Annotated in this window: 27 protein-coding genes, 1 tRNA gene and 3 pseudogenes; 23 read left to right on the top strand and 8 right to left on the bottom strand. The window is 36.9% G+C overall.

The window, feature by feature from the left end; all coding sequences use genetic code 11:
• Positions 1 to 67 precede the first annotated feature (67 nt).
• The 5 genes from P4S71_RS15570 (at position 68) to P4S71_RS15590 (ending at position 3,673) form a co-directional block, all read left to right on the top strand.
• The gene (locus tag P4S71_RS15570) at positions 68 to 316 is read left to right on the top strand and encodes a hypothetical protein (protein ID WP_007378343.1); all 249 of its coding nucleotides are present in this window, start codon (positions 68 to 70) and stop codon (positions 314 to 316) included.
• 438 nt (positions 317 to 754) lie between these two features.
• A complete protein-coding gene (locus P4S71_RS15575; protein ID WP_337150961.1) occupies positions 755 to 1,891 on the top strand; it encodes a methyl-accepting chemotaxis protein in 1,137 nt (378 codons plus the stop codon).
• Positions 1,892 to 1,914: 23 nt separating this feature from the next.
• Complete coding sequence (locus tag P4S71_RS15580) at positions 1,915 to 2,751, top strand: nitrate- and nitrite sensing domain-containing protein (RefSeq protein ID WP_337150962.1); 837 nt, start codon at positions 1,915 to 1,917, stop codon at positions 2,749 to 2,751.
• A 277-nt stretch (positions 2,752 to 3,028) separates the two neighbouring features.
• Positions 3,029 to 3,490 (top strand): hypothetical protein, encoded by a 462-nt coding sequence (locus tag P4S71_RS15585; protein ID WP_337150963.1) that lies wholly within the window; start codon positions 3,029 to 3,031, stop codon positions 3,488 to 3,490.
• An 18-nt stretch (positions 3,491 to 3,508) separates the two neighbouring features.
• Entirely contained in the window at positions 3,509 to 3,673 is a 165-nt protein-coding gene (locus P4S71_RS15590; RefSeq protein ID WP_157770544.1) for a hypothetical protein, read from the top strand.
• Between the two features lie 157 nt (positions 3,674 to 3,830).
• On the opposite strand, the gene P4S71_RS15595 is transcribed toward P4S71_RS15590, so the two are convergent.
• Both P4S71_RS15595 and P4S71_RS15600 read right to left on the bottom strand, forming a co-directional pair.
• The gene (locus tag P4S71_RS15595) at positions 3,831 to 5,165 is read right to left on the bottom strand and encodes a serine hydrolase domain-containing protein (protein ID WP_337150964.1); all 1,335 of its coding nucleotides are present in this window, start codon (positions 5,163 to 5,165) and stop codon (positions 3,831 to 3,833) included.
• A 461-nt stretch (positions 5,166 to 5,626) separates the two neighbouring features.
• A complete protein-coding gene (locus tag P4S71_RS15600) occupies positions 5,627 to 6,130 on the bottom strand; it encodes a hypothetical protein (protein ID WP_096793379.1) in 504 nt (167 codons plus the stop codon).
• A gap of 316 nt (positions 6,131 to 6,446) precedes the next feature.
• On the opposite strand from P4S71_RS15600, the gene P4S71_RS15605 reads away from it, so the two are divergent.
• From P4S71_RS15605 to P4S71_RS15635, 7 genes are all read left to right on the top strand, one after another.
• Positions 6,447 to 7,112 carry a phage integrase central domain-containing protein gene (locus P4S71_RS15605; protein ID WP_337150965.1) on the top strand — a complete coding sequence of 222 codons (666 nt, stop codon included), beginning with the start codon at positions 6,447 to 6,449 and terminating at the stop codon, positions 7,110 to 7,112.
• A gap of 11 nt (positions 7,113 to 7,123) precedes the next feature.
• Entirely contained in the window at positions 7,124 to 7,705 is a 582-nt protein-coding gene (locus P4S71_RS15610) for a site-specific integrase (protein WP_337150966.1), read from the top strand.
• A 156-nt stretch (positions 7,706 to 7,861) separates the two neighbouring features.
• Positions 7,862 to 8,296 (top strand): AAA family ATPase, encoded by a 435-nt coding sequence (locus tag P4S71_RS15615; protein WP_337150967.1) that lies wholly within the window; start codon positions 7,862 to 7,864, stop codon positions 8,294 to 8,296.
• Positions 8,297 to 8,368: 72 nt separating this feature from the next.
• A protein-coding gene (locus P4S71_RS15620) for an IS3 family transposase (RefSeq protein WP_096794087.1) occupies positions 8,369 to 9,549 on the top strand; the annotation gives its coding sequence in 2 pieces (ribosomal slippage) (positions 8,369 to 8,627 and positions 8,627 to 9,549; 1,182 coding nt in all).
• Between the two features lie 43 nt (positions 9,550 to 9,592).
• Complete coding sequence (locus tag P4S71_RS15625; protein WP_337150968.1) at positions 9,593 to 10,447, top strand: AAA family ATPase; 855 nt, start codon at positions 9,593 to 9,595, stop codon at positions 10,445 to 10,447.
• On the top strand, positions 10,444 to 10,632 hold the full coding sequence (locus tag P4S71_RS15630) for a hypothetical protein (RefSeq protein ID WP_337150969.1): 189 nt from the start codon (positions 10,444 to 10,446) through the stop codon (positions 10,630 to 10,632). Before P4S71_RS15625 ends, P4S71_RS15630 begins: the two co-directional genes overlap by 4 nt.
• Positions 10,633 to 10,810: 178 nt before the next feature.
• Entirely contained in the window at positions 10,811 to 11,347 is a 537-nt protein-coding gene (locus P4S71_RS15635; RefSeq protein WP_337150970.1) for a hypothetical protein, read from the top strand.
• Between the two features lie 597 nt (positions 11,348 to 11,944).
• On the opposite strand, the gene P4S71_RS15640 is transcribed toward P4S71_RS15635, so the two are convergent.
• Entirely contained in the window at positions 11,945 to 12,826 is an 882-nt protein-coding gene (locus tag P4S71_RS15640) for a site-specific integrase (RefSeq protein WP_337150971.1), read from the bottom strand.
• Positions 12,819 to 13,040 carry a hypothetical protein gene (locus P4S71_RS15645; RefSeq protein ID WP_008136222.1) on the bottom strand — a complete coding sequence of 74 codons (222 nt, stop codon included), beginning with the start codon at positions 13,038 to 13,040 and terminating at the stop codon, positions 12,819 to 12,821. Before P4S71_RS15645 ends, P4S71_RS15640 begins: the two co-directional genes overlap by 8 nt.
• Positions 13,041 to 13,889: 849 nt before the next feature.
• On the opposite strand from P4S71_RS15645, the pseudogene istA reads away from it, so the two are divergent.
• The 3 genes and pseudogenes from istA to P4S71_RS15660 all read left to right on the top strand — a co-directional run bounded on the left by istA (position 13,890) and on the right by P4S71_RS15660 (position 16,831).
• A pseudogene (istA, locus tag P4S71_RS15650) lies at positions 13,890 to 15,439 on the top strand (IS21 family transposase).
• Between the two features lie 11 nt (positions 15,440 to 15,450).
• Entirely contained in the window at positions 15,451 to 16,206 is a 756-nt protein-coding gene (gene istB, locus P4S71_RS15655) for an IS21-like element helper ATPase IstB (RefSeq protein ID WP_076923272.1), read from the top strand.
• A gap of 67 nt (positions 16,207 to 16,273) precedes the next feature.
• Positions 16,274 to 16,831: a Fic/DOC family protein gene (locus tag P4S71_RS15660; RefSeq protein ID WP_337150972.1), complete on the top strand. Its 558-nt coding sequence runs from the start codon at positions 16,274 to 16,276 to the stop codon at positions 16,829 to 16,831.
• Here the strand turns inward: P4S71_RS15660 and P4S71_RS15665 are convergent.
• Together P4S71_RS15665 and P4S71_RS15670 are read right to left on the bottom strand one after the other, a co-directional pair.
• Complete coding sequence (locus P4S71_RS15665) at positions 16,824 to 16,976, bottom strand: hypothetical protein (protein ID WP_165722308.1); 153 nt, start codon at positions 16,974 to 16,976, stop codon at positions 16,824 to 16,826. The two genes, P4S71_RS15660 and P4S71_RS15665, sit on opposite strands and share 8 nt — an antisense overlap.
• Before the next feature lie 98 nt (positions 16,977 to 17,074).
• Positions 17,075 to 17,308, bottom strand: a complete 234-nt coding sequence (locus P4S71_RS15670; RefSeq protein WP_442961685.1) for a helix-turn-helix domain-containing protein — start codon at positions 17,306 to 17,308, stop codon at positions 17,075 to 17,077.
• A gap of 92 nt (positions 17,309 to 17,400) precedes the next feature.
• On the opposite strand from P4S71_RS15670, the gene P4S71_RS15675 reads away from it, so the two are divergent.
• The 4 genes from P4S71_RS15675 (at position 17,401) to P4S71_RS15690 (ending at position 20,189) form a co-directional block, all read left to right on the top strand.
• Positions 17,401 to 17,592: a hypothetical protein gene (locus tag P4S71_RS15675; protein WP_337150973.1), complete on the top strand. Its 192-nt coding sequence runs from the start codon at positions 17,401 to 17,403 to the stop codon at positions 17,590 to 17,592.
• Between the two features lie 582 nt (positions 17,593 to 18,174).
• A complete protein-coding gene (locus tag P4S71_RS15680) occupies positions 18,175 to 18,588 on the top strand; it encodes a hypothetical protein (protein WP_337150974.1) in 414 nt (137 codons plus the stop codon).
• Positions 18,589 to 18,828: 240 nt separating this feature from the next.
• Positions 18,829 to 19,047, top strand: coding sequence for a helix-turn-helix domain-containing protein (locus P4S71_RS15685; protein ID WP_008137059.1), 219 nt, complete (start codon positions 18,829 to 18,831; stop codon positions 19,045 to 19,047).
• A gap of 77 nt (positions 19,048 to 19,124) precedes the next feature.
• Positions 19,125 to 20,189, top strand: coding sequence for a replication initiation protein (locus P4S71_RS15690; protein WP_008137058.1), 1,065 nt, complete (start codon positions 19,125 to 19,127; stop codon positions 20,187 to 20,189).
• Between the two features lie 208 nt (positions 20,190 to 20,397).
• Here P4S71_RS15690 and P4S71_RS15695 read toward each other — a convergent pair.
• Together P4S71_RS15695 and P4S71_RS15700 are read right to left on the bottom strand one after the other, a co-directional pair.
• Positions 20,398 to 20,474 (bottom strand) — tRNA-Pro (locus tag P4S71_RS15695).
• A gap of 110 nt (positions 20,475 to 20,584) precedes the next feature.
• A pseudogene (locus tag P4S71_RS15700) lies at positions 20,585 to 21,207 on the bottom strand (arylesterase).
• Between P4S71_RS15700 and P4S71_RS15705 the strand changes: the two are divergent.
• From P4S71_RS15705 to ruvA, 4 genes and pseudogenes are all read left to right on the top strand, one after another.
• Complete coding sequence (locus P4S71_RS15705; protein ID WP_096793365.1) at positions 21,208 to 21,921, top strand: ABC transporter ATP-binding protein; 714 nt, start codon at positions 21,208 to 21,210, stop codon at positions 21,919 to 21,921. It abuts the pseudogene before it with no gap.
• Positions 21,911 to 24,411 (top strand): annotated as a pseudogene (locus P4S71_RS15710) (ABC transporter permease). Before P4S71_RS15705 ends, P4S71_RS15710 begins: the two are co-directional and overlap by 11 nt.
• Positions 24,412 to 24,540: 129 nt before the next feature.
• Entirely contained in the window at positions 24,541 to 25,065 is a 525-nt protein-coding gene (gene ruvC, locus P4S71_RS15715; RefSeq protein WP_337150975.1) for a crossover junction endodeoxyribonuclease RuvC, read from the top strand.
• A gap of 2 nt (positions 25,066 to 25,067) precedes the next feature.
• Complete coding sequence (gene ruvA / locus P4S71_RS15720; RefSeq protein WP_337150976.1) at positions 25,068 to 25,685, top strand: Holliday junction branch migration protein RuvA; 618 nt, start codon at positions 25,068 to 25,070, stop codon at positions 25,683 to 25,685.
• Positions 25,686 to 25,689: the final 4 nt, after the last annotated feature.

The raw sequence follows: 25,689 nt of genomic DNA on the forward strand, positions 1-25,689 counted from the left end.
GTTTTTGGCTCTTCTCTATAAAATAGCCACCATAATGATTTAAAAGCCTTACTAAAAGAGTATTAAAATGAATAAAGAAAATGATGTAATTTCTAGTCTAGCCGAATTAGAAAGCTTTTTATTAAATGTAGAAAACGGTGGTCTTGGCCTTAAGGGTGTTTCGGGCGTTGGTATGGCAACAAACAATAGTGATGGTAGTCGTTTTGTAGCCGTGTTTGACGACCAACAAAAATTACTTTTAGCGCGCGGTATTACAGAAGACGTATTCCAAACCGGGCAAGACATGGTACGCAATGGTGTAGGTCGTAAGCACTAAAGTAGTACCTTTTAAATATTATAGATGCGCCTTTAGGCGCTTTTATAACTTAGTTTTTATAAAATAAATGCTTAGCTTGTCATCTTAGCTTAAAGTTAAACTATCAAAAAATTCCTTTCATAAAATAACCAATGTGAACTCTGATATAAATATTTAATAACATAGATTTATTATCGATTTGCTCGGTTTTTACTTAGCCCACAAGGGTACTAAAGCATGTCTGTCATACCGTTTAAAAAGTAAGAATATTTCTTTTAAAGGGAATTAATAAAATATAGAAGTAAATGCACCAAAAGAGAGCATTATTTTTCGTTATCATCATAATAGTTAATTACTTATAAATTAAAAAATAAAATACTGTTTAAAATCAGGTCATTAAATATTGGTTCGTATCTTGCAATTAAAAATCATCCGCATTCTTAATTGGACTACACTACTTTGATAATATTTTTACCTATAACTTTATTAATAAAAAATTTAGGATTAAAAATTTATTTTTGGATAACATTAACTATCTTCTTTGGCTTTTTTGTAAGTTTATTTTATTTTCCAATAGTGAAGTTAATCTTTGTTTTTGTCGTTCTTTTATATCTTCTATCGGGCATTGCTTGTATTGCAAGTTCACAATTAAAACAAATAAAGAGTGTTATTGAACACATTAATACTAAAAATTTCGATCACCGCGATATTCATTTTAACAGTTTGGCAAACTCAGAATTTATTGAGGAGTTACTAGTAAAATATCGTGAGTTAGGTCGAGTTATTACCCATCATAATGAAAAAAATAAAGAGGTTGAGTATTCCGCGATTCAGGTTATTGAAATTTCATCGGAAGTAAAAAATAATGTTTTGCTTCAATCCGACGCTATAAATTCAACAGCATCAGCAGTGACACAAATGAGCCATTCACTAAGCGAGATCAATAACGAAATATCTAAAACACATCACTCTTCATGTTTAGCTTCAGAAATAGCTAATCAGGGTAGAGACACTTTAGTGTCACTAAGTAATGCGGTAACCAACGTAAATAAAAGGGCCCAAATAACCCAGCAGCGTATGGTTTCGTTGAATGAATTAGTTATAAATGTTGAAAAGATCACTGAATCGATACAACAAATTTCTCAACAAATAAATCTACTAGCACTTAATGCTTCAATTGAAGCGGCTCGAGCAGGAGAGTTTGGTTTAGGTTTTGCTGTTGTTGCAGAAGAAGTTCGAGCTTTAGCTAAACGTACACATAATTCTACGGACAGTATTGTGGCCAATATTGATGATGTATTGAAAGAAAGCAGTGAGATTGTTAGCACGATGAGTGAGGTCGTTATACAAACTGATGTTTGCCTTCAAAAAGTTAATGAGGTCGATATTTCATTTAACGATATCGAAAAAGCAACTGAGCAGGTTAAGCATCAAATGGAAATAGTGAGTAATGTGTCAACCGAGCAGGCAGCTGCAACCCATGAGATTTCTGAACATATTGCGCAAGTTGTTCTTGGTGCACAAGCTAATTCAGATATAGCGGTCCAATCTCAATTAGTTGCAAATCATTTACGTAAATTAACCCAAAGGCAATAGTCGTTCTTATTAAGGAGTGTAATATGCAATGGATAACCTTAACTACAGCTACTTTTTGTATCCTTATTATTTTTTTGATAAAAAAAATGAAAATAAGCAACAATAAAAAAATACAAAAAGACGGACTCGTACATATTTGTCAGATCAAAAGGATAATTATTTTCGCTCAACAACACCGAGGACTCACTGCTGCTTGGTTAAATGGCGATACTAACGCAGAGGCTAAATTGACTGGTATTAAAAAATTAATTTCTCAAGAAATTAACTCTTTAATGCTTTCACCTGTTGCTAAAAATGAGCGTTGGGCAGCCTTTACTGATCATTGGGGTAGACTTCTTAGTTTTAACAATAAATCATCGGTCAGTAATAGTTTTGAACAGCATACGATGATGATTAAAAACTTAGCCTATTTATTAGAGGATACCGCTGAAAGCTCGCATTTAACGGCCGATTTTTTACCAAAAATAAATAATATAGGGTATGTTTGGCGCGAGTTAATATTAACGACAGAAAATATAGGCCAGTCACGAGCCATTGGAGTGAGCGTTGCTGTTCAACAATGCTGTTCAAGTGTTGATAAAATCAGGTTAAATTTTTTAATTCAAACAATGGCAAAAACCACTATTGATACTTTACAACGATTATCACACCTACCAGAAGATCACCATACCCATACTAATCTAGTGAAAAAAGCGACTGAAAGTATGAATAAATTAATAGAAGTGATGACGTCAGAATTAGTTGGTGCAGCTAAAGTTGCGATAGATAGTAATCAGTACTTTGAACTCGCAACTGAGACTATGTCAAAGATGAATGATATTTTTGATCACCAAGTGAAGCAATTAAATAAAGTTATATAAGATTTAAAATTAATTTCATATAGCTCTGCGGCCTCCGTTAGAAATGGAGATTACCAACGCTCAACCCAAGAAAGTAAATTTAGTGCATAGGTTTGCTTAATTAATGAGGCTGTCTAATTTAGTTAATGATAGTAAAACTCATTTACCTCACCTCTTAATGGTTATATGCTTTGATACCATTAAAAAAATAACCCTTAAGACACTTAGTTTTCTAAATGGCTGCCTTAAATCTCGATAATTTAAATCTCATTTACAAATCATGCAAAGGAATACAGAAGTGCGTCTTTATAAATTAGCAGTGCTCTCAGTACTAGCTTCAGGCTGTCTTTCAGCAAATGAATCAACCATCCCATTAAATGAAATTGCCCTAATGGATCGTCAATCTTTAATTGAAATCTTCAAAGAATCTCCGACGGTTGAAATCGAAGTTAATCTTACCTTCAATGAGATTGGGAGTGATAAAGAGGATTTATTAAAAAAAATCACAGCTAAACCATTACCTAATTTTGAAGGTTTAACCTTTTCCGTATCCAATAAGCAACAATATTTATCGAAAAAGAACAATCTCATTTCCACACAACCTATTTGCAAAGCTGGACTAGTATCTGCGGGTAAAACTGTTTATAAAAAATCTAAAACGAGTGCATTAGAGTTAATTCACAGTTGTGGTACGAGTGGTTGTGGGTATGACTTCAAACTCCACCTTTTACCTGCTAAGGAGGTTTGCAAAGTGCTGTAGTGGTAAAAAGTTAATTCATTGAGTGATGAAATTAAGGGGAGGCAGAAAAAAGCAGCTACAGACACTGCGGTTAAAAAGCGAAGTAATTCGCAGCAGCTTGTTAAAAAACAGTTAAAAAAACCAAAGAAACGGGCGAAAAACCAACTCAACAGGCTGCTGTACTTTATACCAGTCTTAGTTTAAGAACATAAAAGATATTGGATAACTTAATGTGACAGGGCACTTAGATTAAAATTAAACAGCAAAATATGAAACTGAGACAATAAGGTTTAGAACTTTCAGGACTAGTTCCCCGACAGCTTAGTGCCAAGGGCAGCCGTTGATAACCTTAGCCTATTTTTTATAATTCTAATTTTACAAGTGCATCTTGCTCACCTTGATATAAATAAACTGGGACGATTTCATGTTTTCCATTATTTTTTCTAAGCTGAAAGTAATTTTCAGTACACTCATAAGAGTACGAGTTGTTTTCCCGGGGTATGATTTTTAGTTTATTCTCACCTTCATATTGGGAATAAAGTGTACCGTTTTCGAACGAAATATTTAAAATTTTCGAATCGGAAGAACGATAACTTCCAACTAAAAATGCTGCTAGGGCCTTTGCTTTTTGACTATTTACTTGCTTAGGAGATAAGTTTAGTTGTAGCGCTATCATGTCTAATAGAGCAGGGCCTGGGTGTTTTGTGTCGATGTTGGTTAAAGCTGTAGCGGTTAAATCTTCATTTGGGAAATAGACATGCCAAGCAAAAAATCCGGGAACCTGACCTTGGTGGCTAAAGCTATCTAATCCACTTATTTTGTATATATCTAAGCCGTATCCATAATCCACATGCGAATTATTATTTAATAATGCCTTGGTGGTCATTAGTTTATAGTTTTCTTTTGAAATTACATGCCCTGACTTTAATGCATTTTGCCAAAGGTGCATATCAGCAAGTGTAGAAGCAATAGCGCCCGCAGAATAGATCCAACTACGATCAACATTCCATTGCCTTTCAGTTGAATCTTCAGGGTTAATATACTTTTTAGGCTCATTACGACTAGTAGTGTAGCCGTTTACTTTCCCAGCAGATGTTCCTTTAGTAATAACAAAAGTATTATCCATTTTCAGAGGTTTAAAAAATGTGTTTGACATGAACTGGTCATATGGAGTATCAGAAGCAACTTCAATGACTTTTCCCAGAAAGACGTAACCCAAATTTGAATAACTATATTTTTTACCAGACTCAGAGTTAAGAGGTTGTTTACTTATACTTTGTATAACTAAGTCAATAGAGGCATACTTATCATAAATTTTACTTACTGAAGGTTCCCCTAAGTAATCTGGCAGGCCAGAAGTATGGCTTAAAATTCTATCAATCGTTAAATACCTAAACTCAGGGTTAATATCAGGAATAAATTGCTCTAATGTATCTTGTAATGATAGCTTTTTTTCTTCCGATAGTTTCAAGATCGCTGCAGCAGTAAATGTTTTCGTGACAGAACCTATTTGAAATATGTCATCTACATTGAGAGGCCTCTCAGTATCAATATTTGCCAAACCAACCGCACCACTATAAATATGTTTACCTGACTGTTCTAATCTAACAACCATGCCAGGAGCTTCTGAAGAGTTATGGCACTGCATTAATTCAGCAAAGTTGTGTTGTTGTGCAACAGCTTTTATTCCATACAACCCTACAAAAAGACAAAAAATATATTTTTTCCCATAAACTATGTTCCCTTAATCATTTAATAAATCTGTAAATAAAAACACAGATTACACTTGTAATCAATGATGTTACATATAGCAGCTGCTTGCAATTTAATAAATAAAACCAATATTATTCAATAGCTTATTTAATTTTTTCAATGAAGGTATATTTGCTTATAATGGCCAAGTGAATGTAACAGCTTTATCAGAGGTCATTTTTTACCTTAACGTGGTAGGGTTCTTATTTTAGTCTTTTCTATTAATAGTAAAAGGGTAAGTTATTGCTAATTAAGAGTATTATTAGAAGCGAAGATTGTTTTTATATAAAAACTAAAAAACTTCTTTTATCATATTACTTAGATGGTACGAGTTAAATCAACTAGCTACTCAATGTCTACTTTATCGGGTCAGGTCAACCCGCTGCTTAGTCCCAATTGCGGACATTAGTCACGCCTCGTTAACGGGACGATTTTAAAAATGTGATTTTTCTGACCGTCTCTGACATAACTGATTTCCATACACTGGCCTTCAGTGATGAAGTTATCGGTATGATCATCGCCAGTAAAATATAAACTTTGAGTGTAATTGCTAAATTGGAATTTTGTATTTTCGATTACGAACGTTTCCGTACGGTAGTTTGTTGGTGAAGTCTCAGAATTGTAATGTTTCACGCATCCAACTACCATCTGATACTTTTTCTCATCAATGATTTGGCGTAAATGTGAAACTTTAAAGTAACCAAAGATACTATCCGATACCAAAACGCAAGATAAAAAACCAAAACCCAAAAGAAATTTGTTGCTACTTATTTTTAAAATCTCTGAAATATATTGAGTAACGTCAGAAAATTTAAATAATATAAATAAAAGCAGTGCTATCGGGAAAATAGGCAAAAGCTGAACTAAAGCAAAACCTATCTGAGTTTCAAAATATGCACCTGAGTTCAATTTAGTCCTGCTAATAATTTAATAGTGCGATAAAGAAGATAATTTAATTTGTAACAAGTTGAAATAAAGAGGGATTAATTGGTCGGTATGGAGAGATTCGAACTCTCGACCCCTGCCACCCCATAAAAATAAAGATTAGATTTAAGTAGAAGTAAGTAGCTGCAAGTAGAACATGTTTTTAATTTAACCCTCTGTTATAAATGGTTTAAATTTAATTTATTAGTATAGGTTAGCTCTAAGTAGAATTAAGTAGTTGAATGTGAGTAGTGCTACATATATGCTGCATGTACTTTATTTATAATATTTGGTGCTACATATGTCTGTCGTGAAAATGTTATTGACTGATTCGTTATTAAGCTCAGTTCCTGAACCTATTAAACGGATAAATGACACAAAGTTAAGTGGATTTCATGCACGTGTAGGTAAAACACAAAATGATAAAAAGCGCAAAATTGCACTTTACTTAAATTATCGTTTTGGTGGCATCAAAGGTAAACAGCGTAATTACCATTTAGGATACTTTGGTGAGTGCGATTTAAAAGATGTCCGCAAGGAAGTCGAAAGTCTAAAAGGGCGAGTTGCTTTAGGTGAAGACGTATACGAAACAAAGCAGCTATCACTAAAGCAGCAGTTTATCGAAGATACATCACCAACCGTTGAAGAGCTTGCCCAAGAGTTTATTGAAAGAGACATTAAAGTTAACCGAAAAGACGTAGATCCTGTAATGAGAATGTTCAAAAAAGACATTTTGCCCTTTATAGGCAACTATAAGCTCAAAGAGATAACTCGGCGTGACATTCTTAATAAGGTGCTTGATCCAATAAAAGATCGAGGTTCAAATACCCAAGCAAATAAAACACTCTCTATTTTAAAACAAATGTTCGACTTTGGTGTTGAGCGAGACCTTATGCAGGGAAATCCTGTTAGTACAGTTAAAAAGAAAAGCGTGGGGGCCTTGAAAAGTCGCGAACCAGAGCACTAGAGTTTGACGAAGTGATTCAAGTATTTGACCGCCTGCCAAAGCTAGGTATAAGCCAGCAAGTTATTTACGCACTAAAGTGTATAACTTTAACAGGTTGTCGGCCAATAGAGGTTACAGGCGCACAGTGGCAAGAATTTGATTTTGATAAAATGATATGGACAATCCCAGCCGAGCGCGTAAAGCAAAACAAAGATGGCGAAAGAACCCATAAAGTACCAATTACTCAAAATATGGTTATTTTGCTTGATGAGTTACGGGCAGCATTTGGCTATCTCAATTCTAAATATGTATTTCCTAGTACAACAACGAATAAATCAGGCCCAGGTGAGCAGCCTATTGATAGGCATTCATTATCGCGCTCCATTAGCCGTAAATTAGAACAATTGGGAGTCCCAAAATTCGTACCTCACGATTTAAGAAGAACAGTCGCTACTCGCTTAGGTGATACTGATATTGGAACAGATCCAATAGTGATTGAAAAAATACTGAATCATCAATTGCAAGGAGTGCAGGGCGTTTATAATATGCAAGAATATATGGAAGCCAGAAGAAAAGCTTTGGAAGTGTGGGGAAGAAAATTACAGAGTTTGTAATTTTAACGAAAGATCTGAAGAAGAATACAGCGCTTCCGAAGATTAACTGGAGTTTAACTTAAGACTGAAAACTATACTTATTGAGTTTTTACAAATATAGTTCAAATGTATGTTTGCATAAGTACGTATTTATATAAATTATTTAAAAGGAATGAAATGTTTACATTAAGAAAAATCGAAGTCTACGGTTTTCAATCAACCGATAGGCAAGCTGTGATTAGTTTATCCGAAAATCCTGTTTCCGTGATTTATGGTGAAAATGGTTGTGGTAAGACAACATTTCTGAAATTAATATATGGCTTTCTAAACCGCAAAAGTGCAATTTTAAGGGATGCTCATGTTGCGAAAATGGTTGTTACGTATCTTGACAATTCAAATGAGGAAAAGAAGGTCTCGGTCGAACTTACAAAAAGGAATTTGGTTCTAGAAAGCCGAGATAATGAGCTTGTTGAAATCGAAGGTTATGACTGGAGTGAGTTGGATCAATCGAATTTAGTCGATTCAAAGTCTTTGTCACTAGGGGTTGAAAGGGGTGTAACTTCACAAGCATTAAAGGTTGAAGTCAAAGATATAGTAAGGTTTTTAGTGTAGTGGTACAGTGATTTTGGCCTCCCATTAAGAAAGAAATGTTATGCTAATAAGCATACAAATTTGGGTGAAAAAATGACGAAATTAAAACGCGCAACATATTCAGCGGCAATTAAATTAGAAACGGCTCAGCTTGTAGTAGACCAAGGTTATACGCAAGAAGACGCAGCAAAAGCGATGGGGGTGGGTAAATCAACCGTAAGTAAGTGGGTTACTCAATTAAAGCTAGAACGCAATGGTCAGTCACCATCAGCGTCACCAATGACGCCCGAACAAATTGAAATCCGCGAACTTAAAAAGCAAATCCAACGCATTGAATTAGAAAAGGATATATTAAAAAAGGCTACCGCTCTCTTGATGTCCGACTCCCTGAACAATTCTCGTTAATCGAGAAGTTAAATCAACGAGAGCGTTATCCAATTAGTCTGCTGTGTAGCGTATTCAATGTGCATCGCAGCAGCTATAAGTACTGGGCCATACGGGATACAGCGCCGACACCTGAGCAAGCAAGGTTAGAGGCTGAAGTAAAAGCAATACATGCGATGAGTGGTGGTTCAGCAGGGGCACGGACAATCGCAGCGATAGCAACGAACAATGATTTTGAATTGAGCCGTTATCGTGCAGCTAAGCTAATGGTTAAATTAAAGCTCGAAAGCTGCCAAGTACCTCAACATTCATATAAACGTGGTGGTAATGAACACCTTGAAATCCCAAACCTGCTTGATAGACAGTTTGATGTTGTTGAGCCGGATACCGTGTGGTGCGGTGATGTGACGTATATTTGGACAGGCAATCGCTGGGCTTATTTAGCCGTGGTTATTGATTTATTTGCACGCAAAGTGGTTGGCTGGGCAATGTCGTTGTCACCAGATACTAATTTAACGCTAAAAGCGCTTGAACTCGCATATGAAAGCAGAGGGAAACCGACAGGACTCATGTTCCATTCAGACCAAGGTAGCCATTATACAAGTTTAAAATATCGCCAACGTTTATGGCGCTATAAAATCACACAAAGTATGAGTAGACGTGGAAATTGTTGGGATAATGCGCCAATGGAGCGATTTTTTAGAAGCTTTAAGACGGAATGGATGCCAAAGATTGGATATGGAAACTTTATAGACGCTAAATATAGCGTGAGTGATTACATAAATGGATATTACAACAATGTTAGGCCGCATCATTATAATGCCGGTTTAGCACCAAATGAATCTGAGGTTAGATATCAAGATTCTAAAACTGTGGCCAAAATTAGTTGACCACTACATAGCGCATCCAAAATACCGAGCGCTCTTCAAACATATGGATCGAGTTGATTTTGCTGAAGAACTGAATCGGTTTATGAGAAATTTTCAATCACGCCAATCTTCAAGAATTAGAAGAAATAGCGTGCAGCTAGATGAACAACATAGCTATTTACAAAGTATAAAAATGGATCATATAGAGGATATGTTATTGAGTCGTTACCAGCACGTCAGGTCAATGGCTACAGATAGAATTCAAAATGCGCTATTTGATACTTTGTCTTTAGTTATAGATCCTGCGGGTCAAAAAAATAATATTTTGCCTAACATCCCAGAGGATTTTGCAAATCTTTTGATTCAAAATAAAGACAGAATAATTGAAGCTTTAGATGATGGTTTTGATAATAACTTTAAAAGCCAAGTTATTAGTATTTTAATGGAAGTAAATAATACAGATGAAGCATTTGGCTTATTGGAGAACCGCTTACTAAGCCAGTTAATTATAAATATGATTAAAGAGCTAGATTATGAAAAACAATTGCTTGGTTCAATTAATATACTTGTTGATACTTTCAATGAGTATTTAGTTGGAAATAAAAAACTAGTCGTTACTATGAATGAGATCTATGTTGAAGTTGAAGGCGGAAGGCACACTGTAAGTGTTCTCTCAAGTGGAGAAAGGCATATTCTTACATTTTTATCTTTAGTAGTGGTCGCTGGGTCTGAATGTGATTTCATAATTATTGATGAGCCAGAGATTTCCTTAAATATAAAATGGCAGCGTACTTTAATGAGTTTACTTCAAAAACTCGCCCCAAAAACACAAATTATAGTTGCCTCACACAGCTCAATCATTGCGAAAAAAATCCCCTCTTCACTTGTTGAACTTGTGCCCGAGAAAATCGCTCTATGAATATTTTAGATCTAGAGTGTGATGAATTATTAAATGAAGCGATTATGTCAAAAACTCCAATAGTTTTAGTTGAGGGAGTTGCAGATATTCCGGTCTACGAACAGCTTTCTGAAGTAAATGAATTAAAGTCTGAGGTTTATGCAATTGAAAATATAAAGGGATATGCTGAGGGTGTAGAGGAGTAATTGATTGTTTATCTGAAATAAGAATGAATTCAGAGGGAATACAAGTTGAAAAGTATATTCTAGGAATTATCGATAGGGATGCTAGATTTTATAGGGGGAGATAGCTACAGATAGAGCCTTGGTAATTTTACAATTCTACTCTATGGAAAGTCACTTTATTACAAAAGAAGCGACCTCTTTGATCATTCGTAGTATGACAAGAGCAACAAACTCCTTATTAGATGAGCAAACTAAAGAAAATATACACAACACAATCAAAGAAAGCCTTTTTCAATTATTCACTTTATCATTAGAGGCTTTAAGAAATGCAGTGGAAGAAGACTATCAAGCTCTATTCGGTTATGGTAGCAACATACAACAAATTAGAAACCAAGGGTTTGACACTACAGTTTTGGGAAAAGAGCAAGAACTTAATGATTTCGCAAACACTCAAGGAATAGAAAGATCTTGGGATAGTTTATTAAAGATTTGCAAAGGTAAGTGGTTATTTCATGAATATTGTAATTTGTTACAAGATGAAGTTGCGACTCTAGTATACAAATGTAAAGATGCTCAGGTACAGCAATGTCAATTTTGTATCACAGAAAGCTTTGAGAAATGCTTGTACAAAGTACAAGCAAAGTTTAATGAAGTAACTATTCGCCAGTTACTTTTTTCTAACGTTAAAACGTCAAGTTTAGATTATTTAGTTGGAAGGATAGCCGCACTGGGTTAATAATTGCCTCAGCTGAGATCAATGATGGGTCATCGTAGATGCACCTCATTGATCTCAGGCCTGAAATGCCCATCTCTTGTGAAACGGTCTCTAAGGCCGTTTTGTATTTAAAACCTAACGCATTAGTTCAACCATTTTTTTGGCATAGCTGTGGCTAAGGACGTGTGCGCTAGTTGAAAAGAGTAGGGGTATTTAAGGCATTCAATTGATACTTTTGATTGAAATCTACCTAGTTCAGTGCGCCAAATTAAGTTTTTAAAGTTATTATGTTAACGCATTTATAACACGTTACTTTTAGGTTTCGTTCAAAATTGAACCTTTTCGATTTAATGAAGAAGTAATTATTTATCAATAACAACCTCAAAATTTTTGTTTAAAGCTATGCTCATAATTGAGGAACTTCCTCTTAATTGAAAGGATAACGATTATGGCTCTTAAACCTGGACCAAAACCAATTGCTGATTCAACTGGCAAACCTGATAAACGTAGACGTGATAACAAAAATACTCCAGGGAACACCCCAGGATTAAAACCTAGTAAATCTTCAAAGAAATAGATAAGACTTGAAATTAAAGCTATCTTCACGATAGCTTTAATTTAACGTAAATAAACCTCAGTAATTTCAGGCCTAAAATGTCCCATTTCTTGTGAAACAGTCTCTAATGCAATTTGATATGGATATTGATTAAGTATCAGCTCTAATAGTCTTTCTTGTGCGTAGCTATGCCTTAGTCCATGTGCGCCATTGGAAAAAGAGAGAGTACGATTTGATGCTTTATTAAATGAATCCGACCACTTTTTGCCACCTCCAATATTGTAGCGCTGTAAGTAGTTTATTTTTCTATCAACAACAGTGGCAGGTTGTTTAAGTTTACGAAGTTCTAATTTAGCTGATAAATCGTGAGGTATTAGGACTTCGCGTGTTAAGCCTCCTTTGCCTTTCACTGTATATAGTACACCGTTTCTACCAGACCATTTTGAATCAAAAGCTGGTCGTTTATCTGCTTTACGCTCTTCAACTTTGGCTATGGTCAATAATTCATGTGCACGAAGCCCCGCAGAGAGTGCTATTTGTGTTGATAATGAATACTTAGATGTTTGGTGCTTACTTATTATTTGTGCTTGCTCTGTGGTGTAGGCGCGTGATTTAAGAATTTGCTGATTAATTGACTTAATAACGGGGAGGGTTTGCTTATCTTTAAGTTTGCCGTTTAGCCTCATCATTGCTTGTATAGCTTGGCGCTCCATATCCAGTGACTTTTGACCCACTATTTCTTTTCGATAATCTAAATAATTGAGAGCTTGCTCGATGGTCATTGCCTGAATACCGTTTATGCCAATATCTTTAGCCCAAGAGGCAACGGTGTTAAGTGATTGCTCGTAGTTTCTGGCAGTTCCAAGAGACTTTATAAGCTTACTTTTTGTAAGCCCTTTTATGACATTGTGTGCTTGAGTTTTTGGTTTCGCAAATTTAGCCATGTTTTTTAATCCATCTTTGAATTGTTGACCAATGAGCATTGATACCTTTACGCTTTAGCCAGCGCTGAAGCTCGACAATGTTAGACCCTTGCTTGTAAATTTCTATTAGCTCGAATTTATGTTTATCAAGCTTAGATGTTTTTTTACGGCTTCCTGCGATTAACTTACTTTCAAATTTTAGTTTTTGGACTTCGATTAGGGCATCGAATTTCATGGTATGACTCCAGTCGTATTAAGGTTGTAAGATTGACTGGCAATAAAGCTCAGCGGCACTTAAGCCTATTCGCCCCTGTTTTTTGCATATGCAAAAGGCTCGGACTGATCTCGCCTGATTATTAACCTCATTTCTACGTGTTGTCAGCAGCTGGAGTGCGCCGTTTTTGGTTGGTTACTACCTTTGAAAAGATAGTATTTACCTCGTTACTACGTGTTGAAGGCAGCAGAATAGCGCCTGTTTTTTTCTGGCTCGTTAGAGCTTCAGTAGCAATAAGATTACCACTTTAGAAATATTTTTCAATCTGCAAATAAAACCTGCGTATAAGAGTATGAATGTGTTGTCCCCCGCTATGTGTAAGCCGATTTTCGGCTTCGACATAGCGGGGGACAGGGGCGAAGCCCCAATGTTTAAAGAGAGGCTATTGCTCATGATGCCTCTATTAAAATTGGTTTTAAATGATTAAACAATCACATAAATTGGCAAAGTTATTACACCAAGGTTACTTGCATTGGTTGTTAAGCACTTTTACACTAATCATTTTCAGGCGTAATTAAATGACTAAATACGAGACTGATTCTATTGAAGCGCAATATCAACTAGGGTCTGAAAAACTAGTTTTAGCGAACAAGTGCATATTCTCTCCTGCTTTGATCACCCAATTGCATTAACTTTGATCGCTTATTCTCATTAAGCTTTGATCACTAAAATCACTTGTAAATGATCACTTTTATGCTCTTAATGATTTTGCCGTTCAAAGCTTAATACCACTCGTAACCGAGTTCACGTTTTATCATTTTTGTAGGTGTGTTAAACCGTTATCTGAATCGTTTGATGAGGATAACAACAATGACAACAAGACCTATATCTATGAGTAAATTACATTCCATTTTACGGCTGAAGTACTCAGCACAATTATCCCATCGAGAGATTGCCAGAAGTTTAAATATTTCACCTGGTACTGTGGCTAATTACCTTAAAAAGGCCAATGAGTTAGGCTTAAATCAATGGCCAATACCTGAGGATAAACAGCAAAATACATTTTTCAACACCAAACTCAAGCGCTTCTCAACGCGTAAAAAAAGACACCCAACGCCTGACTGGTTAAATATCAATAAAGACTTAAAACAACATAAACACCTAACATTACAGCTCGTGTTTGATGAGTTACTTGAAAAAATGGGTGAGTCTTATTACAGCTACAGTCACTTCTGCCGAGCTTATAAACAATGGTTAGGTACGCAACGACTCTCAATGCGTCAGCAGCATAAAGGGGTGAAAAGCTGTTTGTGGATTATTGTGGTCCCACAATTACCATTACTTGTCCGACGACACAGGAAAAACGCACTGCTCAGATATTCGTTGCTGTGCTAGGTGCATCAAATTATACCTATGCTGAAGCAACGTATAGTCAGCAACTTGAAGATTGGGTAATGAGTCATGCGCGTTGCTTTGAATTTTTAGGCGGCGTTCCTGACGTTGTTATTCCCGACAATCTCAGAAGTGCTGTCAGTAAAACCTGTCGCTACGAGCCTGATTTAAATCCGACGTACTACCAGTTAGCCGAGTACTTTAACGTTGCTGTCATTCCGGCTAGACCTTATAAACCCAAAGATAAATCGAAGGCTGAAGTGGGCGTACAAATTGTTGAGCGTTGGATCATGGCACGCTTACGTAACCAAACCTTCCACAGCTTAGCGCAACTCAATCATGAAATAGCAAAGCTACTGGATATGATGAACAATAAGGTGATGAAGCAATATCAACAATCACGTAAACAGCTATTTGATATGGTGGATAAAAACGCATTAAAGCCATTGCCTGAAAAGCCCTATCAATATACACAAATCAAAACAGTGCGTGTGCATATTGATTACCATGTTGAAATAGAAAAACATTACTACAGCGTGCCTTATCTGTGGGTTAAAAAACAATTACGCGCACACATATCCAATCAACTCGTGCAGCTTTATTATGACGGTACTTTAATAGCACAGCATCCACGCTCAAACCGTTTAGGCGGACATACGACACAGACACATCATATGCCAAAGGCGCATCAAAAACAGCATGAGCAGTCACCGATAAATTTACGCTCATGGGCATTGAGTATCGGTGATTATACTCATCAAGTCGTTGAATTATTGCTTAATAGCAAACGTCATCCAGAGCAAGCTTATCGCACTTGTTTAGGGGTGTTAAGTTTAGCTAAAACGTATTCAAAGGAACGCCTCGAGCGAGCATGCTACCGAGCAATTTGCATGAATACGACCACACTCAGATCTATTAAGCAAATGCTGCAAAAAGGGTTAGACCAACAACCATTACCCACACTCCAAACAGAGCCAGAAAAGCCAATTACACATAGCAACATACGTGGCACAGATTACTACCATTAAGGAATGCAAACATGATAGAAACAATTAATCAGCAACTTCAACTGCTCAAGTTATCGGGTATAAAGCAAGCACTCAAGCAGCAGCTTGAACAGCCAAACCTATATCAAGAACAAAGCTTTATAGAGCGCGTCAGTTTATTGCTAACGCATGAAATTGATACGCGTGACCAAAGAAAAATAGAGCGACTAGTGCGACAAGCAAAATTCCGCGTACCGGGTCAGTTAAATCAACTCATTTACTCGCCGAAGCGCAATCTAGATAAAGCACAAATACGTAGCCTCAGCCAAAGCACCTGGCTGAGTTTACATCAGAATATATTAATTACAGGCGCCACAGGCTGTGGCAAAACCTACCTCGCGTGTGCCTTGGGTCACGAGCACTGTTTACAAGGGAAAAGTGTCTTCTATATTCGATTAAAAGAATTACTTGAAAGTCTATTTCTAGCACAGGCCGATGGCAGTTATCGAAAATTATTGGGTAAACTCATTAAATACGACTTACTTATTTTAGACGATTGGGGGCTAGAGCCACTCAGTGCTCAGCAACGAAGTGACTTACTTGAATTAATCGATGCTAGATATGGTTATAAATCACACATCATCATTAGTCAGTTACCACAGGAAAATTGGCACCAAATGATCGGTGAATCAACGCATGCTGATGCTATTTTAGATAGGCTGATTCATGGTGCAATTAAGTTGAATTTAAAAGGAGAATCGATACGAAAACAGTTAAATGAATTGACTGATGATGATCAGTTAAGTTAATTTAAAAATGGCTCTACAAAATGATAAATCAAGCGATCAAAGCTGATGAGAATCGGTGATCAAAGTAATGAGAATACGCAACAAGTTAGCGATTGTTGATGCAGCAGAGATGGATGATGTTGAGGCTATTCTTTTAGTTAAACTATATGAAAAAATATTTACAACGCCAGAGCCAGAAGATGACGTTTTTTCTTTTCAAAATGTTATTAATTGGCATAAACAATGGCTAGGTAATGTATACGAGTGGGCAGGTAAAATAAGAAGCGTTGATATGGGCAAAGGTGGATTTCAGTTTATGTCACCTCTGCAAATTGAAAGGCATATTAGCGTATTTGAAGATGAGTATTTATCTCGATTTAATAACTTACCAGAAATGACCGATGAAGAGCTTGTATCATTTTTAGCTCAGAGCCATGTTGAGTTTATTCTAATTCACCCATTTCGTGAGGGTAACGGCAGGGTAAGCCGTCTGTTAATGGACTTTTTGTGTAGCAAAGCTGGAAAAGGAACGCTTGATTATAGCTTGTGGGATGAGCATAAAGATTTCTACATTAAGTCAATTCAAGCAGGTGTAAACAGAGATTATCAACACATTGAAAGGCTCGTGAGAGATATAATTAAATAGCGAGTGAAAGAGACTCATATTTAAGTTTATTTGCTTTTAACCTTTTTTCTATTGTTTTTACTGTTGCGCCAGTTTCAATGGCAGTTGAACTAGCAACAGATCTCAAAATCATACTTTTTGTGATTTTTTTCTTATCTTTACTCATTATTACCACCTCGAATAAATCGTCTACATTTAATTCTACACCTAGAGCCTTATGTTATCAATTAACGTTATAAGTTTTATGATTAAGAATTACAGCGGCTAAATTATCCTCTTCGCAGTAAAAAATGCTGTTGGCACTTCTAAGACTTTAGCCAGTGCCCGCACTGTTTGAAAGTCGGGTGAATGCACGCCTTTTTCGTACTGATTCATTCTAGGCGAAGCCGCAAACTGATCCATTCCAGCCAGTATTCCTAGTTTTTTTTGCGAAAGTCCTTTTGCTAGTCTTGCCTCTTTTAGCCGTTTTGGAAACGGTGAACCATCATTCGTTTTCATTATATTTAATTATTAACTTGAAAACTAAGAGTTTCTTAGCTTTAATGTGTTCACGATACTAAGGAATACTTAGATAGAGGCGAGTGAAGCAAATGTTGTGGAAAGCAGTTAAGTTTTTAGGAGCCGTTACGGTTGATATTTTGCTGGACGTTGATGATAAGTCTGAACAAGATAAGTTCATTGACGAATACAATGATGGAACTGGAAATGTCGATCATTGTGGTGATAGCTACACAGAGCAAGAAGCACGAGACGCGCATAGCCGTGGTGAGTTATACAAATAGTTTTGACAGTTGCTCTGTTAGGTGCAATTGTTAGGTGGGTTTTTACACAAAATACAGGCTACGCAGTTGAAAAGCTGCGTAGTTTTTTTATGATTAATTTTTACTAGTATTAATTGATAATAATTAGATCGAAATAAGGGGATATATGTTTACTGGGAAGTATGAGAATACGATTAATTCAATTAGCCAAGTTATCAAATTTTGCTTTCAATTATGTATCTTTTTTGGAGCAGTAATTACTATATTTTATTGCGGTTACATTGATTATTATCCAACAGGTCTAACACTTGGTGATACTCTCTTTTTTATCGTTGCTTCACTAGCATTTGCGTTTGTTTACACATTGATATTTCTAGTTCTTTTATCTACGGGGATAACTATTTCACCATTCTTAAGGTGGGTTCAGCCGTTAATTATTTGGATGATAACTATCGTTTTTAAGCTTAAAAAGAAAAATGTAATTATAAAAAAATAGATTTTCCTTTAGTAAGTGGAAGTTACTCGATTTTTGCTTTAATTGGGGTGATTTTCCTCTTTCTAATAAGCTCTATGATAGCTAAAGACCCTTACAAGGCTTTCACTATGTTTTTTTCTAGCTTAGGAATGGGAATGCTTTTTGGTATGCTACATACAAAGCCAAGATTAAAGGTTTATAGAGAAGGTTGGGCTAAAAAAGTAAAACTCGGCATATTTTTATTAGCTTATTTAGTTCCCTTATTTATGATTGAAGCTAGAGGTAGCTTTTTAAATCAGTCAATGCAATTGATTGGAGTTAGATCAGAGCAGAATGTAATACAATTAACTAAACGGCATACCAATTTTTTGTCATCCAATGGAGTGAAATATTTGAGCAAGACAAATAGTGGAGAAGGTTTGTACGATAATGTAACTATTCTATTTCGAGGTATAGGTGCTAATACGGTCATTAAATTACAAGGCTTTACTACCATAGTTCCTTCGAATGATATTATTATCGGAAAAGCGAAAGAAGCTTGATTTCAAACTCCAAGTGATTTAAATTTGTAAATAAGCATATGTTATATGCTTATTTATAACGCGAAGAAATTTCCCTGTTTAATTAAGTTCAGAACATTCTACCTATCACTTTCACAGTGAAAAAACAGGCGCTTACGGGCTGCCTTCAATACGTAACGAGGTACATACACGTATGTGTATGCAATTAAGCCATATCTATGTGGCGCATTTCTTCGCTTCTTTAACGTATTGGAGATTGTTATGCCTGGATATATTACCGCTCAACAAGCAGCTGCTTATTTAAGCTGTTCTACTCAACATATTTATAATATTCGTAATAAAAGTAAAGCCGCTTTAAAAGCGGGGGATCAGCAGTTGGCTAAAAAACTTTCGCCTGAAAGTATTAAGTTAGGTAACAAACTACTATTTGAAAAGTCGACTTTAGATACTTGGCTTCGAAAGTATGGTGACCGCACATAGCTTGCTAATATGGCAGGCATAAAAAATTATACTTCTTGCCTGCCATGTTGATTACTTTTGACATAGGTATTTTTATTATGAATTCAGCATTACAGCCATTAGTGGTTGAGAATAAGTGTGCTCAGTTGCTTTTAACACAAAGATTATTTCAAACCACACCACCTAGAACACTTAGTGCAGATATAAAACATGAAGCACGTTATAGGTATGGTGATTTAGCGTTAAAAACTCATAAATATATTCAGATAAACCCTAAAAACATCGTGTTTTGGTTGGTTTTTGACATTGATGATGAAAACACTTTCAGCTGGGAAGATAAGTTATTACCGCCACCGAATATAATTGTAAGTGGTTTAGACCGAGCTGATAGCTCTAAAGTAGTTGGTGGTGCGCATCTATTTTATGCAGTGCAATTTGTACCTTCATCAAATGCATCGCGTGAAAAACCTGTCAGGTTTTTAGATGATGTAAAAAAAGGGATGACATTGCAATTAGGCGCTGATGCAGACTATTACGGCCCTTTGAGTAAAAATCCTTTAAATTCAAGTTGGAATACATCTTTCCTTCATGCACATGAATACAGTTTAAATGAATTAAATAATTATTTAACAAAGGTGACAAAAAAACGCCGATATGACTTTGATTGGTCTTTGGTCGCTGAGTCGCGAAACTGTATGGTATTTCATGAACTCAGATTCATAGCATATGAACGCATTAATTATGCGAAAGAAAATTGGACATATGAGCAATGGGAAAGTCATTTATTTAATATTGCTCAGTCGTGTAATGAGTTCAGTTCGTCAGACCTTCCTAAAATCCACCCATTAAACCACTCCGAATTGAAAGGGATTGTTAAGAGTGTGGCTAATTTCACTTGGTTTAAATATAGCTCGTCAAATAACCGTGGGAGAGCCGGACTATTTTTACTGCAAATTAAGATCGTAACTAAAAAACTTGCTCAACAGCAGGGGGCTAAGTTTACACACAAAGCACGTAGAACAAACACAGAGGAAAAAATTACTAAAGCAATAACGAAGATACAAAGTGAAGGGAAAAAGCCTTCACAGGTGCTTATAGCCAACGAAATAGGAATGACTCGACAAGCTGTTGCTAAATATAAACATCTACTAGAAATATGTTAATTATGCTGCACATCAGGGTATTAGGAAATAAGATAGGGCATGATGTTACATATTAAAGTTATTTACTTAATAACTACATATGAACGAGCTGAATTAGCTGTAAGTAGTGAAGCTACATATATGCTACATGTATTAATAATATTTAGTGTGCGTGTAGCAATATGTATTTTATTTAAATTATAAGTACTTAATATTTAAATAAATTAATTGGTCGGTATGGAGAGATTCGAACTCTCGACCCCTGCCACCCCATGACAGTGCGCTACCAAGCTGCGCCACATACCGATTTGTATGCAATAGTACGTGTATTTTTTTAAAAATCAATAAGCGATTGTTTGTTTGGATGTTTATTGCGCAAGAACGCTAAAATAGCACTCTTGCGATGTACTAATTGGCTAGTCTTTATTTAACCACTTTTTGATCGAGTCATACATCTCATCGCGTATTAATAACTGAGCTTTTTTGTTAGGGTGTAAATTGTCGTTTTGCATTAATTCAGGTTGGCCGGCAATGTTTAGCATAAAAAAGTTCATTAAATGCGCATTTGTTTCTTCGCTAACGCGCGAAAAAGTGTCTGTAAACATTTTACTGTAACGCGGGCCGTAATTAGGGGAATGTAAACCTCTATTAAGGCGGTCATCGCATTAGCTGCTTGGCTTTTTTGAATAAGAGACGTTAAGTTAGTTTGCATTTTTTTAACAGGGAAGCCACGTAAACCGTCATTAGCACCTAGCTCAATAAGTACATGAGTGGGTTCGTATTGCTCAAGCAATGCATCTAAACGGCGTAGGGCTCCACCAGATGTTTCGCCACTAATACTGGCGTTGATAAGTTCAATGTCGGCTTGTTCGTCATCGTATTTATCTTGTAACAATTTTACCCAGCCTTCTTCTTGTTGAAGTCCGTAGGCTGCGCTTAAACTGTCACCGAGTATTAAAATCGTGTTGTCGGCTGCTGCGCTCAGCGGTTTGATAACTAAAAATAAAATGAATACTAAACGAAGGATTGAATGAGTCATATGTCAGCGCTTTCTCAATTAAATATAATTCAGGTTAATGGTTTGTCTAAAGTAGTCTCTACCTTTGAAGGTGAGCTGCCCATCCTCAGCGACATCAGCTTTAATGTCAAGCATGGCGAGTCTGTTGCTATTGTTGGCACGTCGGGCTCTGGTAAATCAACGTTACTCAGTTTATTAGCAGGGCTGGATACCGCAAGCAGCGGAGAGGTGTTTTTAGATGGTGAGCCATTACACAATTTAGATGAAGAAGAGCGTGCTGCACTGCGCGCGGCTAAAATTGGATTTGTGTTTCAATCGTTTATGTTAGTACAAAGCTTAACGGCACTTGAAAACGTTATGCTACCAGCAGAGCTTGCTGGCGAAAGTGATGCGAAAGAGCAAGCAATTGCTTTGCTTGAAAAAGTAGGCTTGAGCCATCGAATTGATCATTACCCGTCGCAACTTTCTGGCGGTGAGCAACAACGTGTTGCTATTGCGCGAGCATTTATTGGTACACCTAAAATACTATTTGCTGATGAGCCTTCGGCTAATTTAGACAGCAAAAACGGTAAAATGATTGAATCCTTATTATTTGATTTAAACACGCAACACGGCACTACCCTTATTTTGGTGACTCACGATGAAGGGCTTGCACAAAAATGTGAGCACATTATTCAAATAGAAGCGGGTTTACTGGTAAAAAGCCAAGTAGAGGACGTTGCCGATGTGGGTTGAGTTAGCGCTTAAATTATTTTCGCGAGAATTTCGCCGTGGTGAGCTCACGGTTATAAGCGCAGCTATCGCTCTTGCTGTGTTAACCGTGCTTACATTGTCGATGGTTACTGAGCGAATAGGGCAAAGTATTGCGCAAAAAAGCAGTGCTTTTATTGCAGCAGACCGTGTACTTGCAAGCGATCATGTTCTCGACACTGCTTTTATTACTCAAGCACAGAGCCAAAATTTAAAAACAGCGCAAATGGTGTATTTCGACACTATGTTGTTTGCCGATGATGAAATGCAGTTTAGCTCAGTAAAAGCGGCATCTAATGCGTACCCGCTAAAAGGGCAGTTAAAAGTTAAAGATACCCTAACCGGTGAAACTAAAGTTGCTAATAGCGGACCAACGACGGGTAATGTGTGGCTAAGTGAGTCGGTATTTTACAGTTTAAATATTGATATTGGCGCGCAAGTAGAGCTTGGCGCTGCATTATTTAATGTTTCAAAAGTGATTGTAGAAGAGCCCGATGCGCCATTTAATGTATTTTCAAGCAGCCGTCGTGTGCTTATTAATATTGACGATGTGGCAAAAACTGAAGTCGTGCAGCCGGGTAGTCGTGTTTATTACCGCCAACTTTATGCAGGTAGTGAGGCCGACATAAATAGCTTTTACGAGTGGCTTAAACCACAAATGAAAGAAAACCAACAATGGTATGGTGTTAAAGACCGCCAATCACCCATTTCAAACAGTTTAAACCGCGCAGAGAGCTTTTATTACTTGCCGGCCTATTAGGTATTATTTTGGCTGCAGTGGCTATAGCTGTTTCAGCAAAACGTTATTGTGAACGCCAATACGACCCAGTAGCGATGATGAAAACGCTAGGCGGTAGCCGCTCAATGATCCGCAAAATATACATGCTGCATTTATTGCTTGTATGTGCAATGGCGGTAAGTATAGGGCTGTTAATTGGTTATGGCTTGCAAGAAATAGCAACAAGTTACTTATCAAAAAGTATGGGCACAGAGTTACCCTTAGGTGGCTTTAAACCTTGGCTGGTGGCTATAAGCACTGGCGTAATTTGTGCTGTTATGTTTTCTATTAAACCATTATTTGATTTATTTGATATTCCGCCGCTTAGAGTACTGCGCCGTAACTTAGGTGACAAGTTGGCAGTAAGTCGTGTGCATTTAGGTATGAGTGCGCTAACCGTGTTTTTATTAATGTGGTTATTTAGCAACAACATAAAAATAACGCTTATTTTGTTTATATCAACACTTGCGCTAATTGGTGTGCTGTTTTTAGTATCTAAATTAATATTTGGTGGTGGTCGAAAACTAGGATTAAAGCCAGGTAATAGTTGGTCGCTTGCAATTGCATCTATTCAAAAGCGTGCAAATGTGAACGCGGTACAGTTAATTAGTTTTTCATTAGCGATTAAATTACTGCTGTTTTTAGTGGTACTTAAAAACGACATGATATCTGATTGGCAATCGCAACTTCCTGCCGATGCGCCTAATGCGTTTTTAGTTAATATTACGCAAAATGAGCTTGAGCCAATTAATGAGTATTTAGCACAAAAAGATATTCAGGTATCAGAGTTTTATCCGACTATTCGTGGACGTGTAAATGCGGTAAACGGCGAGTTGGTAGCACGTTCTGTATCGCTGCAAGACAACGAGAAAAAAGACGAAGAAGCACGTGCAGGTATTGGCCGCGAGCTAAACCTTACATGGCTTAAAGATGTGCCTGACCAAAATGAAGTAACACAAGGCACGTGGTTTGGTGAAAATGCGATGGCTGAAGCCTCAGTAGAGGAGTCGATGCTTGAGCGTTTAGATGTTGAGATAGGCGATACGCTTACATTTTTAATTGGTTCGCAGTCGTTCGACGCTAAAATCACCAGTGTGCGCAAAGTTAATTGGGCCACGCTTAAACCTAACTTTTTTATTATTTTAAGCCCAGATGTACTTGCAGATTTTCCGGCAACGTATATTTCGTCGGTGCGTATAAACCCGGATCAAAAGCGTGACTTTAGCCAGTTATTACGTACTTACCCTACTATTACAGCCATTGATATTGATAACTTTGTTAAGCAAATACAAACAACTATTTCGCAAGTATCACTCGCCATTGGCTTTGTACTTGCAATTGTTGTGCTGTGTGGTGCGCTTGTACTTATATCGCAAGTGCAAGCTAGTTTAGGTGAGCGTATGCAAGAAATTGTCATACTACGAACGCTTGGCGCTAAAAGCCGATTAATTAAAAACGCGACCTTGTATGAGTTTTTATTACTAGGCGGTTTAGCTGGTTTAGTGGCCGCACTTTTTAGCGACATAGCGCTTTTAATTGTGCAGCAACAAATGTTTGATTTAGCAGGTAAGTTACACCCGCATATATGGATTATTGGTCCGGTAGCTGGCGGCGTATTTGTGGCAGGTTTAGGTTATTTAATGATTGCCCGAACACTTAAACAAAACACCCAAGGATTAGTGCGTGCCCTAGGGTAAGCTAAACTAACATGCTCCTTCAAATGCCTACCTAGTTTGTGGGCATTTTTGTTTTTCTTTGTACTGGTAATTTATACAGTACTCTGGCATTATTAGCGTAATTTAAAAATAATAACAATGGAGCGCTGTTTGGCCATTATTTTAGGGATCGATCCTGGTTCACGTTTGACCGGATATGGTGTTGTTGCCCATCAAAGTTCTAAATTTACATACTTAGGCAGTGGCTGTATTAAGTTAGCCGATCATCCTTTTCCGATTAGGCTTAAAATGATCTACCAAGGCATTACACAGCTTATTGAGCAGTTTTCGCCAGAAACCTTTGCCATTGAAAAAGTATTTATGGCGCACAACCCCGATTCAGCTTTAAAACTAGGCCAAGCTAGAGGCGCTGCGATTGTTGGGGCGGCAATGGCCGACTTACCCGTATTTGAATATTCAGCTAGGCAAATTAAGCAAGCAGTAGTAGGCAACGGTGGCGCAGATAAAACACAAGTGCAACACATGGTAAAAAATATTTTAAAACTACCCGGTACGCCACAGGCCGATGCAGCTGATGCACTCGCTATTGCGATTTGCCACGCCCACTCAGAACAAAATTTAATTAAACTAGCGGGTAGCGCAAGCAAAACCGTTAGAGGACGTTTAAGGAAATAACTATGATAGGCCGCTTAAATGGTATTTTAGTCGAAAAACAGCCACCAGAAATATTACTCGATGTAAGTGGTGTAGGTTACGAAGTACAAATGCCGATGACCTGTTTTTACGATTTACCAAAAATTGGTGAAAATGCGATTGTTTACACTCACTTTGTAGTGCGTGAAGATGCTCAACTATTATTTGGTTTTAATAATAAAGTTGAACGTGCTTTGTTTAGAGAGCTATTAAAAGCAAATGGCGTAGGGCCAAAACTTGGCTTAGCTATTTTATCGGGCATGTCGGCAAAGCAATTTGTAAGTTGTGTAAATAACGAAGACTCAACATCGCTTGTTAAATTACCTGGTGTAGGTAAAAAAACAGCCGAGCGTTTAGTACTCGAAATGAAAGACAGACTAAAAGATTGGGGTAATGATTTATTTACGCCATTTAGCGACAGCGCAGTAATAGAGCCTATGAGCGATACGACAATTGCTAATAATGCAGCGGATGATGCCGTATCGGCACTGCTTGCATTAGGTTATAAATTGCCACAAGCTCAAAAAGCCGTAAAATCGATAAGTAAACCCGATATGTCTACTGAGGTTCTTATTAGAGAATCTTTAAAATCTATGTTGTGAGTAA

Source organism: Pseudoalteromonas sp. B62 (genome assembly GCF_037162565.1).
GTDB classification, from domain to species: domain Bacteria; phylum Pseudomonadota; class Gammaproteobacteria; order Enterobacterales; family Alteromonadaceae; genus Pseudoalteromonas; species Pseudoalteromonas fuliginea.